Below are 15,608 nucleotides of genomic sequence, written 5' to 3'. Positions count from 1 at the left end.
TACCAGCAGCTGGGTGATGCCTCGGGGGAGGCGGATGCACTAAGTAACCTGGGAGCGAGCGCACTCGCTCTGAAGCGCTACCAGGAAGCTCTCGTACTGTGCCAGCAGGCACTTCCCTTGCACCAGCAGCTTCGAAATCCGAGTAGCGAGCAGCTTACTTGGGACACCCTCGGGCAGGCGCAGCTCGCTCTGGGGAAGCCTCAAGAGGCGCTGACGGCGTTTCAAAAATCCATCGCTCTGGTCGAACAGCGCCGGGGAGGCCTCGAATCCCTCGCGGAGGCAAAGACCGACACACTCGCGGCAAGCCTGCCGACCTACTCACGAGCCATTGCGCTTCTCCACAAGCTGGGGCGCGACGAAGAGGCGTTCTTGCTGGTGCAGCAGACCAAGGGCCGGGCACTTGCCGAGCGCGGTGGCCAGGCACAGCCCGAGCTAATGAACGCGCTTACCGTGGCGGAACAAGCGCAGCGGGGGCTTCTACAAGAACAAGCCAGCTTTCTCAACTTTCAGCTGATCGCGGAGGGCGTCAGGAACGAGCCAGGAAGCAAGAAACGCTTTGCGGAGCTGGGCGAGCAACTAAAAGGAGTGGAGGTGCAACGAGCGACTCTCGAAGACCAGCTAAGCCTACGTCACCCGACTCTGGCCCGCCTGCGTCCTCGCCTCCCCATCGCGAGCAAGGCTATAGCCGCGCAGCTGCCCGCCAATACGGCCCTGATCGAATACGTGCTCGCGGAGAAACCGCTGGCCTTTGTGGTGACAAAAAACGGCCTCTCGGTGCATGCCCTCCCCACAAGCCTCCCCAGTCTGACTCGTCAGATAGCCGCTCTCCAGAGTGCCTGCCAGAGCGAGAAGAAGGAGACAAAAAGCGCCGTGCGCACGCTCGTACAGAGCCTGGTCGCCCCACTCGCCAAGCCGCTCGCCCACAAGACACGTCTGATAATCTGTCCCGATGGTACGCTCTGGGACATTCCTTTCGCCCTGCTCTTCCCCCAGCTAACCGTCTCTCTGGCACACTCCGCCACACTCTGGCGGGGCGATAGCACCGTCACCTCGCCAAAGATCCTGGTCTACGCCAACCCGGAGCTGGGCACGCAGGGACGCTTCACCCTCTGCCCGATTATCACGCCCGACCGGCCCATCAAGACGCCAGACAGACCGATCAAGACGCCAGACAGACCGATCAAGACACCGGACCGGGACTTGGTCTCCAAGCTGGAAGACGCGACAGAACGCGCAGGTGCCCTCTCCGCCCTTCCTGGAGCCGACAGTGAGGCGAAGGCGATTGCACGTCACTTTCCCGGAGCCGTCATCCGTCGCGCGGGTATGGCACAAGAGGCGAGCTTTACCAGAGAAGCTGGGCAGTTCTCGCTGCTCCACCTAGCGAGCCACGCCTTTCTCAACAACGCCGCCCCGATGCTCTCGTGCCTCGTCCTCGCAACTCCCTCTCTGGAAAGTAGCGACGACGGCTTTCTCACTGCCCGCGAGATTCTGTCCCTTGAGCTGAATGCCGAACTGGTCGTGCTCTCCGCGTGCAACACGGGCCAGGGCGAGAAACAGCCCAGCGAGGGCGTGATCGGGCTGAGCTGGGCCTTTCTCGCCGCTGGTGCCAGGCAGCTTGTGGTGACACAGTGGTCGGTAAACGACGAAGCAACGGCACGCTTTATGGACTACTTCTACGCGGCCCTTAAAGCCAAAAAGAGCCCCGCTGTGGCGCTTCAAGACGCTAGCAGGGCTCTCCAGAAAATCCCGCGATGGCGGCACCCCCACTACTGGGCAGGTTTCGCGCTGATCACGAGAAATTAGTGGCGAACAAGCTGGTTTTAGATTCCTTTCACCCAATCATGAGCCGTGGTGACGGAGCGCCAGGAGTCGCGGCGCGGCGCGGTATAGCGAAACTCAGCGCGCTCCTTATCCTCGGCCGCATCTCTTTTTAGTATCAATTTTAGAAGAGCATCCGAGATAGATTCTAGCTTTGCAGGATCCACTAGGAGCTCTAGTGCCTCCTCTTCACTGAAGAAGAGCGAGAGAAACGTCTGTTTCTGGGTGGGCAAGAGCTGTGTGAAAGCCAGCCCCGTCTCAGAGAGCCCTGCACTAATCTGGGAGGGGTTGCAGCTATCTAGAAAGCGCCAGTGTGGGCGCAGATCCCGGTTGCTACACAGAGCCCACTCGTGGAGCCCATAGAGCTCCCGTACCCCCTCGCCCATCGCCGCCGCATCAAGCTGTGTGTTGGTCAGGCGGCTCATCTCACGGATATTCAGGACTAGGGACTCCGTGCTTTGCCCTCGCCCACGCGCTTTCCAGCTCTCCAAGAGACGCTTGGGAACTTCCTTGGGGCGGTCGTTGAAAAACCCAATGGTCCGCAAAGAAATCACTCCACCCCGCTCACGCCAGCGCATCTGGCAGAGATCCGCCGTGGTGTTGAGCAGCGCAAAGAGTGTCTGCTTTCCTACGGGAAGCTTCTCTGGATCAACCAGACGCGTGTAGTAGTCCGCAACGATATCTTTTCCGGTAGCCTTATGGAGCACTTCCAGAGCATCTGCCGTTGTTGCTTTCTTTTTTTCTTTTGCCTCTCGCTTTGCGAGTGTCACAAGTGCCTGGAGGAGCGGCTCTTTCGCCCGCGTCATATTTAGCTTCGCGTTCTGTGGACTCTCGCTACTTGGACTTTTCCCCACCGCCAGAGACACTGGGCTGTTCCACACGAGGTTCGAGTCGGGCCCCAGCGGCAAGATGCCTCCTCCTGAGCCTATCAAGGTGAACTTTCCTAGCTCATCACGCTCTAAGCGAAACCCCACTATAGGGGAGATCTTCTCAGCATAAGCGGTGAGCGGCTCTCCTTTTGCCTGAGGTGAGATGGCGATGTCCAGCTGACCACTACTATCTTTGGACAGCTTTGCGTTGTACTGAGAGCGCAGGATACCATCTTTGAGCTTATCAGGAACGGCAGAGCTATCGCGCGGACTAAACTGAACCCGCTTGCCTGCTCGGAGCGCTGCAATATCTTCCGCATCCAGGGATTTATAGAGATGTGCCGCTCCCCAACCCTCACCACCAAGCCTATTGAGGCGCTCTTTCTCAGCCCCTTCTGGGAGTCCCTCAGCCCGCTCCCGCGCCGCTTCCGGCGAGAGATCCGAGAGCGACTGAAGGCGTTCCATCTCGACATCCAGCGCGATCAGTGCCGCATCACGGTCTTTGTTACGGAGCTCTTCTTCCAGTAGTTGCACCCGCATCGGCTGGTTGAATCTATACTTAAAGTTTTCTTCGCTGCCGCTACGCTCTACAACAAAACCAAACAGGTTCACGATGTCGCGCAGGAGCTCACGGAGGGGGCGGTCTTTGCAGAAGATCGTCACTTTATCATCCGCAACGGTGCGCGCCGCCGTCAGCTCAATCCCTGCCTCCCGGCTGAGAAGAGCGCAGAGCTCGCCAAATGACTCGCCTTTTAGTGCTAGCGTCACGCGGTGCTGAAGGCGGCTGTCCACGATCTGCCGCTCTTGTTGGTAGCTCTTGAGTGCTGCACCCACGCCGGCATTATTGGCTCCCGCCAACGAGGGAATTGGGACATACACAAAGCTATCGCCCCCCTTCACGCTCATCTCCCACTGCCGCTCCAGTGCGACAGCCTCGCTCTCTGAAAGCGTCCCCCAGCGCCGCGCAAAGCCTTCCACACCATCGCCGCTCAGAAACGTACTATCATCAGTTATACTTGATTTTTTCTTATTTTCCAGACCACTCGCGCCTTTTTTACCTCTCCCCACTCGACTGCTCACGACCCTCTCCGGCCGGGTGCCCTCTGGGCGGCTCGTTCCTCGCTGCGAAGAGAGTTTGGGCGAAGATAATAAAGAGGGTGGCGAGCCTAAGCGAGACGGGAGGCTGTTTGGGGCTGGAGTCGGCTCTGGCGAGGGCGTTGGGTCGGCAATCGCAACTTGAGGATTTGGCTCTGACTGAGGCTTCTGCGCTTGTAGGGTCACTAAGGCCGCTGTGGCGAGGGCAGCTCCTGTGAGTGTGAAGCCAACTGCCGGAAGTACACTTCGGTGACGCGGCGTAGCAGACGCAGTGCCTTGCTTAAGAGTTTTGCTCTTTGCTAGGGCAGCGCGGAAGGCACGACCATCATTGTCAGACTCAATGGCAGCGCTACGCTCGCGGGCCTGCGCCTCCAGTTTCTCTAGTAACTTATCATTTGCGTTCATTTGACTTCCTCCTCTAGCTCCCTCTGATGCCCGGCCCACTTTGCCAGGATCTGCCGGGTGCGAAACAACTCCACTTTTACCCGCGACTCACTCCAACCCTGTGCCAGTCCGATCTCCTTCAGGCTCCAGCCCTCGATTTTAAGTAAGTACGCGGCGCGCCGCGTCACCGAGAGCGTGGCGAGCGCCTCATCCAGCAGTGCCTGCCCGACGACTTGCCGCTCAGGCGAGGGCATGGTGAGGGCAATAAATTCTTCTTGCAAGCTCATGAGCAGCGGCCTGCGACGGGCGCTGTAGCAGACATTCAGCGCGATACGCACCAGCCAGGTCTTCAGCTCGGACTCTCCCCGAAACGAGCCCAATCCTTGGATCGCCTTCAGAAACGTCTCTTGCAACGCGTCCTCGGCCTCGTCGGTACTGCCCAGTACTCCCCGACAGAGCGAGCGTAGCATCCCCTCATGGGGCACCAGAAGCGCCGTCAAAGCCGCTTCGTCCCCTGCCTGCGCGGCGAGCAAAGTGGAGTCTGCTATGCGCTTTGGTTTTTCAAGAGCCATCGTCATCATCTTTACCTCGCCACTTAGAAGCACGAGTAGCCTAAAAAGATAACACGTCGCAAAATAAAAAAGCCCCCTCCTCCCAGGATGGGGAGGAGGGGGCTTGGAACCGGTTACGGCTGGAAGGTGGCCTTGAACTCGCCTAGGGCTCGGTTAAGGTTGTCCTCAATATCCTGAGAGAAGGTCTTGGTCTCGGCGATCTTCACCGGGACATCGGGGTACTTGTCCGCGATATAGGCCAGGAACTCTTTCTCGAACTTGCGGACGGACTCCACCGGCAGGTCGTCCAGAGCGCCAGAAGTTGCAGAGTAGATCGAGATGATCTGCCACTCCACACGCATCGGAGCGTACTGGTCTTGCTTGAGCAGCTCCACGAGGCGCTGGCCACGGGAGAGCTGGTGCTGGGTCGCTTTGTCTAGGTCAGAGGCGAACTGGGCGAAGGCCTGCACCTCACGGTACTGTGCCAGCTCCAGCTTGATGCGCCCGCCGACTTTCTTGTCCTTCATCGCCTTGATCTGCGCCGAGCCACCCACGCGGCTCACCGAAACACCCACGTCAATGGCCGGGCGAACACCCGAGTTGAAGAGGTCGGTCTGCAAGAAGATCTGGCCGTCGGTGATCGAGATCACGTTGGTCGGAATATACGCGGAAACGTCGCCTGCCTGCGTCTCGATGATCGGCAGCGCGGTTAGTGAGCCGCCGCCCTTCGCATCGGAGAGCTTGGACGCCCGCTCTAAAAGCCGGGAGTGCAGATAGAAAACATCGCCGGGATAGGCTTCGCGGCCTGGCGGACGGCGCAGGAGCAGCGAGACCTGGCGGTACGCGACGGCTTGTTTAGAGAGATCATCGTAGATGATCAAGGCGTGACGGCCTGAGTCACGGAAGTACTCGGCCATCGCACAACCGGCGTAGGGCGAAAGATACTGGAGGGACGCGGGATCAGACGCAGTCGCGGCGATCACCGTGGTGTACTCCATCGCGCCATTGGCACGAAGCGCTTCCACGACCATACGAACCGTGGAGGCTTTCTGTCCGATCGCCACGTAGAAGCAGAACACATCCTGCCCCTTCTGGTTGATGATCGTGTCGATTGCAATTGCGGTTTTACCGGTCTGGCGGTCACCAATGATCAGCTCACGCTGTCCACGGCCAATGGCAAGCATCGAGTCGATGGCCTTGATGCCGGTGTACATAGGCTCTTTAACGGGCTGTCGGTCGACAACGCCAGGTGCCTTGATCTCAAGAAGACGTTGCTCGGCTGCGACAATCGGGCCACCATCGTCGATGGGTTGCCCAAGCGCGTTGACCACACGACCAACGAGCCCCTCGCCCACGGGCACCTCGATAATGCGTCCGGTGCGCTTGACGATATCGCCTTCACGAATTCCCTCAGCATTGCCAAGAATAATCGCGCCGACATTGTCCTCTTCTAGGTTGAGCGCCATTCCCATAACGCCGCCGGGGAACTCCAGGAGCTCCGCCACCGCGACATCACTCAGGCCGTAGATACGAGCAACGCCATCACCGACCTGTAGGACGGTACCGACGCCGACTTCCTCGACCCCGCTCTGATAACTTGCCAGCTCTCGCTCTAGGATGCTGGTGACTTCATCGGGTCTTACTGCCATAATTTTTCCGTTTTACTTTTTGGTAAGAAGCTGCTCGCGCAGGCGGTCCAGCTTCCCCTTAACCGTGCCATCCAGCACCGTATCGCCAATACGCACCAGAATGCCCCCCATCAGGCTCGGATCCACGCTGGTAGTCAGCTCGATATCCTTACCCGTGCGGGCTTCAAGTGCCTTCTCCAGTGCCGCAAGCTGCGCTGCGCTGAGAGGGACTGCCGTAATCGCTGATGCGGAGACGACATTGTTATGTGCCCGAAGAAGGGCATCGAACTCTGTCTTGGCATCTGCGAGCAAGCCCGTGCGCCGCTTATCGGCCAGCAAGCTCAGAAACCCGAGGGTCGCCGGTGAGATGGCTTTGGAGAAAGCGGCATCAAGTACCATTTTCTTGCGACTCACCGTCGCCAGAGGGTGCCCAATCATGCGTGCCAGCGCCGCGTTGCCCACAAGAGCCTCCGCGACATGTGCCAGATCTGCTGAGGTTTGCTTTAGCGTCCCCGCCGCCTTGGCCTGGTTGAACAGTGCCGCCGCGTAGCGACGGGAGACAGACTCTTCGCGCATTACGCCTCCGCCACGCCTTTGGCGATGTACTCGTCAATCAGCTTGCCGTGCCGATCGGCATCCAGGCTCTCGCCGACCACTTTGGTCGTCGCGCCCAGAGCCAAATCCACGATCTGCTGACGCAGCGTGATCATTGCCTGCTCGCGCTCGCGCTCTGCATCGGCTTCTGCCTTGCTGACGATCTCACGGGCTTGCACCGTGGCATCGCTGACGATCTTGTCGCGGGTGGCCTGAGCCTCTTTGATCGCGCTGGCGATCTTCTCGCGAGCCTCGGACTCGATAGACTCAAGTCGGGACTCGTAGTCGCTCTTGAGCCGCTGCATCTCCCGCTGATCGGCATCAAGCCGGTCGTAGGTGCTGGCGATCTCGGTCTCGCGACTGGTGAGAAGAGTTCCAATGGGATCGAAGACAAGCTTCTTGGCGATCGCGTAGAGCGCACCAAAGCCCACGATGTTGACAACAATCAACGTCGGGTCAATGTTTAGGTCGCTCAGGATATTTGCCATGAGTATTCTAGTCTTTTCCTGGCGGGGCAGTGCTTGCCCCGCCGTCAGAGAGTGCCGGTGGAGCTTACTTCACCGACATGAGCTGCTCGGCAGTGAGTGCCGGGAGCTTACCCTGGAGCATGAAGAACATCAGCAGGGCATAGATAACAAGGGACTCGATAATCGCCAGAGCGATAATCATCATGGTCTGGAGCTTGGAAGCCATCTCCGGCTGACGTGCAACGCCCTCCAGAGCAGCCGCGGCCGCTTTTCCCTGACCAAGACCCGCACCGATAACGGCGATTGGCAGACCAATCGCAACACCCAGACCCAGAAGACCAAGATACAGCATTTTAATTTTCCTCCAAAAAATTGCCGCGCAACGCGAGTTTAGTGTGCGTGCGCCGCGTCCTGATGACCATGTGCGTCGTGCCCATGACCATGCTCGTCGTGACCATGACTATCGCCATGATCGCCGATGGCCAGCGCGATATACGAGCAGGTCAGGATCGCAAAGACCCCCGCCTGCACAATCGCACCAAACACACCGAAGGCCAGCATCGGGGCGTGTAGCGGAATCACAAATGTGGCCGCTGACATCGTCACGAGTACCGCAATGACGGTCTCTTCCCCGAAGATATTTCCAAAAAGTCGCATCCCAAGCGAGATGGGGCGTACCAGAACCCCGATGATCTCAATCGGGAACAGCAAGGGAGCCAGAAACGGGATAGGACCGGCGAAGTGCGCCAGGTAGTTTTTGATCCCGTTGGCCTTAATTCCCACCACATTGAAGATCACAAAGACGATGAAGCCCAGCGCCAGTGTGAGAGAGAGGTTGGAGCTCGGAGCGGGCGTAAACGACCCCGCGGGCCCACCCGGCTCGTGGCTTTTTTGCAGATAAAACGGCAACACGCCACAGAGGTTGGAGCAGAGCACAAAGGCAAAGATCGTCCCCACAAAAGCGGTGAACTTCTCGCCACCCGGCCCAATCGCACCCCGGCAGAAGTGCTGCATCGAGGCCACAGCCTGCTCCGCCAGAAGCTGCCCTCGGCTGGGATTGCGCGCAGAGAGGTTCTTGGCCCGCATGCCGAAGAAGAAGACAATTGCCAGCCCGACTCCCATCGCCATGAAGCTGTAGTAGTAGGCCGGGTGCTCCGCTAGCGGATTGACCGCTTCGTGGGCAGCGCCGTGTGCGCCTGCTGCGCCGTGCTCGCCCCCTGCCTCACCGCCGTGCTCCTGCGCCCAGGCAAGTGCCGTCGTCAGAGCCAGAGTGATCAGGCTCGCCCCTATTCGCTTCAGTTGTATCGCCAAGCTCATTTTTTATCCGTCGTGCCCTGTTCGGTGAGAATCTTTCCCACCGCTCTCAGAGCTATAGCTGCATGTAGCAGCAGAAATCCTATCACGAACGCCGCCAGCTCTCGCGTGGCCCAAAGCCGGGTTAGCCACCAGATCAGCGCTCCGACCAGCGGGTATTTTACCAGAGCAAAGAGCAGAAACAGTGCAACTGTCCGCGTCTTTCTCCGACTTTTTTCACCCGCACTCACCCCGACCGTCTTTTTGGCGGCCTGAACCAGCGCCTGGATGAACCCCCACCAGCCGAGCAAGAGTACCACAGCCAGCGCCAATCCCGCCAATAGGGGCACGATTGCCCAGGGCAAACCGAAGTTCGCCAGACAGAGACTTGCGCATGTCGCTAGGATCCCGGCAGCCCGCAGAGTTTTCTGCACATACTCTCGCGTCTCGTCCATATTTCCCCCTAGCCCGCGCCGAGTACCCTCTGGGTGAGGGGGATAACATAGATCATTTATTTAGGGCATTTGCAAGCTTAATTAAGTTCGCAAACCCTGAAATCGTCCCCAACAAAAAGCCCACAATCAGCCCGTAGGGAGTGGCGGATTTAATCAGATATTTATCGAAGAGCCAGCCGACCAGCACTCCACCGATAATAGAGCCCACCAGCGCGGTGCCGATTCCCATGGCCTTTCCCATGTTCCCCGCATCTTCTCCCCCAATGCCCCGGCGCTTTAAGTACCGCTCAGCGGGGTCCTCGATGGAGCGGGGACGCTGATACGACACTTGGGGCGGCTCGGGCAGACGCGGTCGGGCCGGGAGCTCCGGCTCGATGAGTTCCTCGGCCTCGCTTTTTGTACTCACTTTTCCCACCCCAGCCCGAACTCCTCGTGCAGAGCGCGTGTGGCTTTCTGGGCATCGGCTTCGGGGATGAGCGCCGAGATCGAGTGGCGTGAGTCGGCCATTTGAAAGACGGGGATTCCTAGTGCGTTGAGAGTACCCAGTGTTCTAAGGACGACCCCGGGAATGTCTTCCAGCCCTGAGGCGATCACTGAGACCATGGTGCAGTTCTCGATTACATCAGCCTGCACATGACCAAGAGCGATATAGGCCCTAGCCCCCTCCAGCAGTCCTTTTTGCGCGGCGAAACCCTTCCCCTTGGAGCCAATTCCCAGCAGATAGATCGTCCCAAACGGCGGCTGGCGACGCACGACTCCCAGCTGAACGGGAAGCACTAGGCCATCTAGAAGCTCTTTTAAGCGCGGCAAGTGCGTCCGCTCGACCGCAAACGCAAAGTCCGTATCACTGGCGCTCGTGAGCTGTACCGCAATCTTCTCGCGCTCCAGTAGCCGATAGACCTCAACCTCGACTCGCGCACGGTCGGCCTCCGGGCTCTCCAGTGGCAAGGGGAAGCGCAGATAGACCAGCTTGCCGGTGTGGGTTACGCCCGTAAAGCGAGCCTGCCCGCCCCCCGAGTCTGCCGTGATCAGGGTCCCCTGCTCCTCATCAAACGTGTTTTTCACCCAGAGCGGCACGCCATGGATCCCTGCGATCTCCGCAGCACGCGGATGGACGACTTTCGCTCCTTGGTGGGCCATCTCCGCCACTTCATCATAGGTGGCGCTGGGGAGAGTTCTCGCCGCAGGGACATGGCGTGGATCGGCGGTCTTGACCCCGTTGACATCGGTGTAGATCTCCACCTCAACTGTCTCCGCATGAGGCTTGAGAGCCGCTCCTAGAGCAGCCGCGGTGGTATCGGAGCCGCCTCGCCCCAGTGTGGTGATCGCGCCACGCTCGGTTCCTCCCTGGAAACCGGCAACCAGAACGACTTTCCCCTGTCCGAGCATCTCCACAATATAGGAGGGGTTAATCGAGAGAATGCGTGCGTTGCCAAACTGGTAGTTGGTGAGGATACCCGCTTGTAGCCCGGTGAGTGCGATCGAGTCCAGGCCCGCTGCACGGAGCGCATGGGCCAAGACCACGGTCGAGATGATCTCTCCGCAGGCCATCATCATGTCCAGCTCACGCGGGGCCGGGGGAACCGCAGGATCAACATCGCGCAGTGTCTGGATCAGCGTATCGGTGGCGTAGGGCGCGCCGGCGCGACCAATGGCACTCACGACCACGACAACCTGCCAGCCCGCCTGCACCGCGCGGATAATCTTGCTGGCAGCCTTCTGCCTTGCTTCATCGGTAGCAACCGAGGTTCCACCGAATTTCTGAACGAGAATTCTCATACAACAGTCTCCGTGTCCAAGCCAAACTGCTCACGCAGTGCCACAACCGCACGCCCTGCATCGGCGGAGGGTACCAGGCAGAGAACCGCATCATAGGCATCCCCGACCTGGCGGTTGGGAATGGAGGCGCTCAGCAAGGCCTCACAGATCTGCGCAATGACCCCAGAGAGATCTCGCATTGCCCCAGCGAGTGTACTAATCAGCGCCATGTCCCCAAAGACACTGACCTCCCCTTTTTCAGCATTTAAGAGCTTTTTACAAGCATTGGCATGATTCTCGCTAATGACAAAGCATAGCCCTTCGGGGAGGAGTTTGACCTGGTTGATAGGGACGCGGGCTTGTGCAAGAACTTCCAGCAAGCGCAGACGGCTCTGAGGAACGGCCTCGGGGAAGCGGACACTCACTAGTGCCATGTGGTTCTCCACCCGGATTGAAGTTACTCCCGGCTCACGCTCAAACGAGGCGAGTCGGCTGCCCTCAGGCCCGGTATGGAGTTGTGTAGTTTGAGAAAGTTCGGACACGGTAGATTAACTTTGTGCGAATTTTCACTAATTGTACCATTGTTTCTAGCCGAGATGCAAGAAAACCCGTGTTTTTGACTGTGGAGAAGTGGATTGAGAAGACAAACGTGTCTAAGATCCTGCAAAAAATACCTTTCAGTATTTACGGGTTTTCTTAGGCAGGCTCTTTCCTCTCTGTAGTTAGTATGGTTATGGTACGATAATGATAGTGCAAAGGCAAAGCGCTCCGAAAGGACGTGACGCAAAACCACGGGCCTGTAAACCCTCTCAAGGGGGTTTTATGGTAGCCGGGTTGCCGCGCTCAGGATTTCTAGATCAAAAAGCGAGGCAAAAATGAGAATCTCTAATGAGGAGCTACGGCATATTGCCGTGCAAGGCTATGGCGAAGATGTTGTTTCCGCGGGGACGAATGTGATTCTAGCACTAGAATCTCCCGATATGCAGACTATAAATGCGGCACTCTCGGAAGTCCCTGACACCCGTGAGCAGCTTATCGCCAGCTTGAAAGAGCGAGTTGAATCGGGAACGTATCAGATAACGGGTGAGCAGATCGCTGAGATGATGGTTCGCCGTTCGCTTGCCGACCGTATGCGCTAGCTTTTAGAGTCTACGAAGACAGCGGGAGAGAGAAATCTCTTCCGCTGTTTTTGTTTCACGTGAAACATTGGCACAAATACGGACAAGGTGTGATATCCTGTGCAACGGAGGATACACTGCGTTATGGCGCTAGTTTGGGCCGTTGTTAATCAAAAAGGCGGTGTCGGCAAGACCACCACGGCCATCAATCTGGCCGCTTATATTGCGCGGGAGCGCCGGGTACTGCTCGTGGACACCGATCCTCAGGGAAATGCAACCAGTGGCCTGGGTATAGACCGGGCGCAGGTGGAAAAAGATGCCTACAGCATTCTTGTCCAAGGCGATACCATTGCCGAGACGCGTCGCAAGACCGCGATCCCCAACCTGGATCTGGTTCCTGCAACGATCAATCTTGCGGGTGCGGATCTGGAGATCGCCAGCCGAGCCGAGAGAGAGTATATTCTTAAAAAAGCTCTCGCAGAAGTCGCCGATGAGTACGACTACGTTCTTATAGACTCTCCCCCCTCTCTTGGAATGATCACGGTCAATACCCTCACGGCTGCCAATCAGGTCATCATTCCGCTCCAGTGTGAGTACTTTGCCCTTGAGGGAATCACGCAACTTCTGGAGATTATTGATCGAGTGCGTCGTGGCCTCAATCCCGATCTCGAGATTGGTCGCGTCGTGCTGACCCTCTTTGATGGACGCACCAACCTAGCCAACCAGGTGATGCAGGAAGTCAAGTCTTATTTTGGCGATGCGGTCTCACCGACCGTCGTGCCACGCAACGTCAAGCTCTCCGAGGCTCCTAGCTTCGGTCAGCCGATCTCTGCCTACGACCCCAAGTCCAAAGGGGCGCTGGCCTACGAAAATATAGCGAAGGAGTTAATAGCGCATGTCGAGCGGAAAACGGGTACTGGGGAGGGGACTGGCCGATCTGATTCCCGTTGGTGGCGGCGCCGCTAACGTCTTAGGGGTCGGGAGCGATCGGGAGCTGTCTCTGTCTGTTTCTGGGCACGAGATCCCGATTGCCAGCCTGCACGCCCACCCGAATCAGCCACGTACCCGCTTTGATGAAGGTGCGCTAGAGGAGCTTGCCAACTCTATCCGTGCCAATGGGATTCTCCAGCCGATTCTGGTACGCCCCCGGATCGCGGGTGGCTACGAGATCGTCGCCGGTGAGCGACGCTATCGAGCGGCACTGCGAGCGGGCTTGGTCAAAGTCCCGGTGGTCATCCGTGAGCTCTCCGACGAAGACACGCTGGCTCTGGCCCTTATTGAGAACCTTATCCGTGAGGATATCGGCCCGATGGAGACAGCGCGGGCTTTCCGTCGTCTGATGGACGATTTCGGCTGGACTCAAGAGGAGATGGGCCAACGAGTGGGCAAGAGCCGTCCCGCCATCGCCAACTCCCTACGTCTTCTGGAGCTTCCTACCCCCATTCAGCTTAGTGTGGAAAACGGAGATATCACCGAGGGCCATGCCCGCGCACTCCTCGGGGATCGCAAGAGCCGGTTGGATGTGGTTTTTCAGAAGCGTCAGCTCGATATCTTTAACCAGGCAGTAAATAAAGGACTGACAGTTCGCGATGTTGAGCGTCTGATGAGCCCTCCGGCTCCCTCGGCCTCCACAGCGCCAGATCCACAGCGTGTCACACCGGCGGACTGGAAAGCCCTAGAAGATCGCCTCCGCACTGCCCTCGGAACTCGTGTCCGCTTAGTAGGCACCGAAGACAAGGGTAAGATCGAGGTGGAGTTCTTCTCGGGTGAGGAGCTAGAGGGGTTGCTGTTACGTCTCGATCCCCCAGCGGTTCCGGCCAGTGCCCTCACACCAAACCCCAAGCAGGCGGGGGGACGGATCTCGGGCCTTTTGACCACTCGCCGCACCCTCTAATTGTTTCACGTGAAACAAAACTCGATAGAGATCTCCCTCAGTGCTGAGGGAGTGACGGTGAAAAATGCTCTTACTGCGATCTCGCTGGAGCTTCCGAGAGGCCAGCTCACCGGAATCATCGGCCCTAATGGCTCTGGTAAGACCACTCTACTGCGCTGCCTCGCTGGGGATCGAAAACCTGATTCTGGCCACATCCACCTTGGGGAGGGCCGGCTGGAGGATCTAAGGATCTCTGAGAGGGCAAAATTCCTAGCGTATCTTCCACAAACCACCCCAATTCCCTTCGCCTTTACCCTAAAAGAGCTGGTAGGGCTCCAGGCAAAATCAGCAGACACGCTTGCAACAGCCCTTGCGGTGATGGAGCTAGAGAGCCTGGCAGATCGCTCCCTCCTTACTCTCTCAGGTGGAGAGCGCCAGCGCGGAGCCATTGCACGTGTGCTCGCTCAGGCCACACCCGTGCTGCTACTGGACGAGCCACTAGCCCACCTTGACCTGCGCTACCAGAAGCGCTTACTGGAGTTTCTTGTGAAACAGTGCCAAGCAGGAGGCAGCATCGCGCTTACTCTCCATGAGCTACGCCTTGCACAAAAGTGGTGCGACTCTCTTATGCTCTTGCACCAGGGAGAGCTCATTGCCCAAGGAGCACCCCTAGACATTCTGACTCCCGATAGACTTGAAACTGTCTTTGGTGTCGAGGCCGGCTTTGCCTCTTAACATGGGTTTAATGTAAAAAGCACCGTCATTTGATACACTGTTAGACAACGTGGCAAAACCAAAACAACCTTTTGAGGAAGAACTCAAGGAACTTCGGCGTATGCTCCTAGAAATGGGAGTGGCGGCAGAAGAGATGATCGGCGATGCCGTTGCCGCATTGGTTCGTCAAAATACAGAGATCGCCAATGCCGTAATCGAGCGAGATAACATCGTGGATCGGATGGAGCAGGAAGTCGAGCTACACTGCCTGCGGCTACTCTCGCGTAAAGCAGCCTCGGGAAGTGAGCTGCGACACATCACCTCCGCCCTGCGCGTTGCAGCGGATATTGAGCGCATCGCAGATCATGCCGTTGATATCTCCGAAGCCGCCAAGCGCCTCTCTGCGGAGGCGATCTATAAGCCGCTGGTGGACATTCCCCATCTGGGGGAGATCGCCCAGAACATGCTACGCCTCACCCTGGATGCCTTTGTGCGACGAGACCGTAAGGAGGCACCTGTTTTGATCGCCTCTGACGACGAAGCCGATGCTATCTATAAGCACATGCGCAATGAGCTAAAAAGCACCCTGGAAAGCGATCCTCACGCCGTCTCCCAGGCGATCTCTCTGCTCTTTGTGGCCTACTATCTGGAGCGGATCTGCGATCACTGCACCAATATAGCAGAGCGAGTGGGGAATGCATGATCGGCGACGCTGACTCAATCATAGAAGAGTTTCTGGATGGTGCCCCGCGCGCGGAGACCTGGAGCAAGCTCCGAGAAGCCCTAGCCTTTCGCCTGGAAGCTGCAAGACGTGAGGGAGACACGGCACAGATTGAGCAGCTAGAGCAACAAGTGGCCGCCCTTGCCCAAGAAGAGGCGATCACCCGCTTTGTCGAAGACTCTGTGCGAGTGACTCTGGTGCGTCCCCGTGGTGGTGAGTTCGATTTCGACGATGAATTCTAAGCACAAAAACCGTGACTTAGGGTATAAC

Annotated in this window: 18 protein-coding genes and 1 riboswitch; of the genes, 7 read left to right on the top strand and 11 right to left on the bottom strand. The window is 58.1% G+C overall.

Going from position 1 to position 15,608, the window contains the following annotated elements; translation table 11 throughout:
• The coding region (locus tag RMO15_RS09305) for a CHAT domain-containing tetratricopeptide repeat protein (protein WP_309711048.1) at positions 1 to 1,803 on the top strand (1,803 nt) is incomplete at its 5' end.
• 17 nt (positions 1,804 to 1,820) lie between these two features.
• On the opposite strand, the gene RMO15_RS09300 is transcribed toward RMO15_RS09305, so the two are convergent.
• The 11 genes from RMO15_RS09300 to RMO15_RS09250 all read right to left on the bottom strand — a co-directional run bounded on the left by RMO15_RS09300 (position 1,821) and on the right by RMO15_RS09250 (position 11,346).
• On the bottom strand, positions 1,821 to 4,187 hold the full coding sequence (locus RMO15_RS09300) for a hypothetical protein (RefSeq protein ID WP_309711045.1): 2,367 nt from the start codon (positions 4,185 to 4,187) through the stop codon (positions 1,821 to 1,823).
• Positions 4,184 to 4,738, bottom strand: a complete 555-nt coding sequence (locus RMO15_RS09295; RefSeq protein ID WP_309711042.1) for an RNA polymerase sigma factor — start codon at positions 4,736 to 4,738, stop codon at positions 4,184 to 4,186. The genes RMO15_RS09300 and RMO15_RS09295 overlap by 4 nt, the downstream gene beginning before the upstream one ends.
• Positions 4,739 to 4,851: 113 nt before the next feature.
• Complete coding sequence (gene atpA / locus RMO15_RS09290; RefSeq protein WP_309711039.1) at positions 4,852 to 6,366, bottom strand: F0F1 ATP synthase subunit alpha; 1,515 nt, start codon at positions 6,364 to 6,366, stop codon at positions 4,852 to 4,854.
• Between the two features lie 12 nt (positions 6,367 to 6,378).
• Entirely contained in the window at positions 6,379 to 6,921 is a 543-nt protein-coding gene (locus RMO15_RS09285; protein WP_309711036.1) for a F0F1 ATP synthase subunit delta, read from the bottom strand.
• Positions 6,921 to 7,427, bottom strand: coding sequence for a F0F1 ATP synthase subunit B (atpF, locus tag RMO15_RS09280; RefSeq protein WP_309711028.1), 507 nt, complete (start codon positions 7,425 to 7,427; stop codon positions 6,921 to 6,923). The genes RMO15_RS09285 and atpF overlap by 1 nt, the downstream gene beginning before the upstream one ends.
• A gap of 64 nt (positions 7,428 to 7,491) precedes the next feature.
• On the bottom strand, positions 7,492 to 7,758 hold the full coding sequence (atpE, locus tag RMO15_RS09275) for an ATP synthase F0 subunit C (RefSeq protein WP_309711026.1): 267 nt from the start codon (positions 7,756 to 7,758) through the stop codon (positions 7,492 to 7,494).
• 38 nt (positions 7,759 to 7,796) lie between these two features.
• Positions 7,797 to 8,717, bottom strand: a complete 921-nt coding sequence (atpB, locus tag RMO15_RS09270) for a F0F1 ATP synthase subunit A (protein ID WP_309711023.1) — start codon at positions 8,715 to 8,717, stop codon at positions 7,797 to 7,799.
• 2 nt (positions 8,718 to 8,719) lie between these two features.
• On the bottom strand, positions 8,720 to 9,154 hold the full coding sequence (locus RMO15_RS09265) for a hypothetical protein (RefSeq protein WP_309711020.1): 435 nt from the start codon (positions 9,152 to 9,154) through the stop codon (positions 8,720 to 8,722).
• 52 nt (positions 9,155 to 9,206) lie between these two features.
• The gene (locus tag RMO15_RS09260; protein WP_309711017.1) at positions 9,207 to 9,560 is read right to left on the bottom strand and encodes an AtpZ/AtpI family protein; all 354 of its coding nucleotides are present in this window, start codon (positions 9,558 to 9,560) and stop codon (positions 9,207 to 9,209) included.
• Positions 9,557 to 10,933 carry an aspartate kinase gene (locus RMO15_RS09255; RefSeq protein ID WP_309711014.1) on the bottom strand — a complete coding sequence of 459 codons (1,377 nt, stop codon included), beginning with the start codon at positions 10,931 to 10,933 and terminating at the stop codon, positions 9,557 to 9,559. The genes RMO15_RS09260 and RMO15_RS09255 overlap by 4 nt, the downstream gene beginning before the upstream one ends.
• The gene (locus RMO15_RS09250) at positions 10,930 to 11,346 is read right to left on the bottom strand and encodes an ACT domain-containing protein (RefSeq protein WP_309711012.1); all 417 of its coding nucleotides are present in this window, start codon (positions 11,344 to 11,346) and stop codon (positions 10,930 to 10,932) included. The genes RMO15_RS09255 and RMO15_RS09250 overlap by 4 nt, the downstream gene beginning before the upstream one ends.
• A gap of 313 nt (positions 11,347 to 11,659) precedes the next feature.
• Positions 11,660 to 11,754, top strand: a riboswitch (cyclic di-GMP riboswitch).
• Positions 11,755 to 11,787: 33 nt separating this feature from the next.
• On the opposite strand from RMO15_RS09250, the gene RMO15_RS09245 reads away from it, so the two are divergent.
• From RMO15_RS09245 to RMO15_RS09220, 6 genes are all read left to right on the top strand, one after another.
• The gene (locus RMO15_RS09245) at positions 11,788 to 12,051 is read left to right on the top strand and encodes a flagellar biosynthesis anti-sigma factor FlgM (RefSeq protein WP_309711010.1); all 264 of its coding nucleotides are present in this window, start codon (positions 11,788 to 11,790) and stop codon (positions 12,049 to 12,051) included.
• 123 nt (positions 12,052 to 12,174) lie between these two features.
• Positions 12,175 to 12,996: a ParA family protein gene (locus RMO15_RS09240; RefSeq protein WP_309711007.1), complete on the top strand. Its 822-nt coding sequence runs from the start codon at positions 12,175 to 12,177 to the stop codon at positions 12,994 to 12,996.
• Positions 12,926 to 13,924, top strand: a complete 999-nt coding sequence (locus RMO15_RS09235) for a ParB/RepB/Spo0J family partition protein (protein WP_309711005.1) — start codon at positions 12,926 to 12,928, stop codon at positions 13,922 to 13,924. The genes RMO15_RS09240 and RMO15_RS09235 overlap by 71 nt, the downstream gene beginning before the upstream one ends.
• A gap of 9 nt (positions 13,925 to 13,933) precedes the next feature.
• Positions 13,934 to 14,638: an ABC transporter ATP-binding protein gene (locus tag RMO15_RS09230; RefSeq protein WP_309711002.1), complete on the top strand. Its 705-nt coding sequence runs from the start codon at positions 13,934 to 13,936 to the stop codon at positions 14,636 to 14,638.
• 49 nt (positions 14,639 to 14,687) lie between these two features.
• Positions 14,688 to 15,320: a phosphate signaling complex protein PhoU gene (gene phoU / locus RMO15_RS09225; protein ID WP_309710999.1), complete on the top strand. Its 633-nt coding sequence runs from the start codon at positions 14,688 to 14,690 to the stop codon at positions 15,318 to 15,320.
• Positions 15,317 to 15,580 carry a hypothetical protein gene (locus RMO15_RS09220; RefSeq protein ID WP_309710996.1) on the top strand — a complete coding sequence of 88 codons (264 nt, stop codon included), beginning with the start codon at positions 15,317 to 15,319 and terminating at the stop codon, positions 15,578 to 15,580. The genes phoU and RMO15_RS09220 overlap by 4 nt, the downstream gene beginning before the upstream one ends.
• Positions 15,581 to 15,608 lie beyond the last annotated feature (28 nt).

The sequence above is a fragment of the Armatimonas sp. genome (genome assembly GCF_031410135.1).
In the GTDB taxonomy this organism is placed as follows: Bacteria; Armatimonadota; Armatimonadia; order Armatimonadales; family Armatimonadaceae; genus Armatimonas.
This window is presented reverse-complemented; position numbering and strand designations above follow the sequence as displayed.

Excerpts from the sequence above, each read along its gene's own strand:
- atpA (WP_309711039.1), bottom strand. The coding sequence starts at position 6,366 with ATGGCAGTAAGACCCGATGAAGTCACCAGCATCCTAGAGCGAGAGCTG.
- atpF (WP_309711028.1), bottom strand. The coding sequence starts at position 7,427 with ATGGCAAATATCCTGAGCGACCTAAACATTGACCCGACGTTGATTGTT.
- RMO15_RS09285 (WP_309711036.1), bottom strand. The coding sequence starts at position 6,921 with ATGCGCGAAGAGTCTGTCTCCCGTCGCTACGCGGCGGCACTGTTCAAC.
- RMO15_RS09240 (WP_309711007.1), top strand. The coding sequence starts at position 12,175 with ATGGCGCTAGTTTGGGCCGTTGTTAATCAAAAAGGCGGTGTCGGCAAG.
- RMO15_RS09235 (WP_309711005.1), top strand. The coding sequence starts at position 12,926 with ATGTCGAGCGGAAAACGGGTACTGGGGAGGGGACTGGCCGATCTGATT.
- RMO15_RS09220 (WP_309710996.1), top strand. The coding sequence starts at position 15,317 with ATGATCGGCGACGCTGACTCAATCATAGAAGAGTTTCTGGATGGTGCC.
- RMO15_RS09245 (WP_309711010.1), top strand. The coding sequence starts at position 11,788 with ATGAGAATCTCTAATGAGGAGCTACGGCATATTGCCGTGCAAGGCTAT.
- RMO15_RS09300 (WP_309711045.1), bottom strand. The coding sequence starts at position 4,187 with ATGAACGCAAATGATAAGTTACTAGAGAAACTGGAGGCGCAGGCCCGC.
- RMO15_RS09255 (WP_309711014.1), bottom strand. The coding sequence starts at position 10,933 with ATGAGAATTCTCGTTCAGAAATTCGGTGGAACCTCGGTTGCTACCGAT.
- RMO15_RS09250 (WP_309711012.1), bottom strand. The coding sequence starts at position 11,346 with ATGGCACTAGTGAGTGTCCGCTTCCCCGAGGCCGTTCCTCAGAGCCGT.
- atpE (WP_309711026.1), bottom strand. The coding sequence starts at position 7,758 with ATGCTGTATCTTGGTCTTCTGGGTCTGGGTGTTGCGATTGGTCTGCCA.
- RMO15_RS09265 (WP_309711020.1), bottom strand. The coding sequence starts at position 9,154 with ATGGACGAGACGCGAGAGTATGTGCAGAAAACTCTGCGGGCTGCCGGG.
- RMO15_RS09295 (WP_309711042.1), bottom strand. The coding sequence starts at position 4,738 with ATGGCTCTTGAAAAACCAAAGCGCATAGCAGACTCCACTTTGCTCGCC.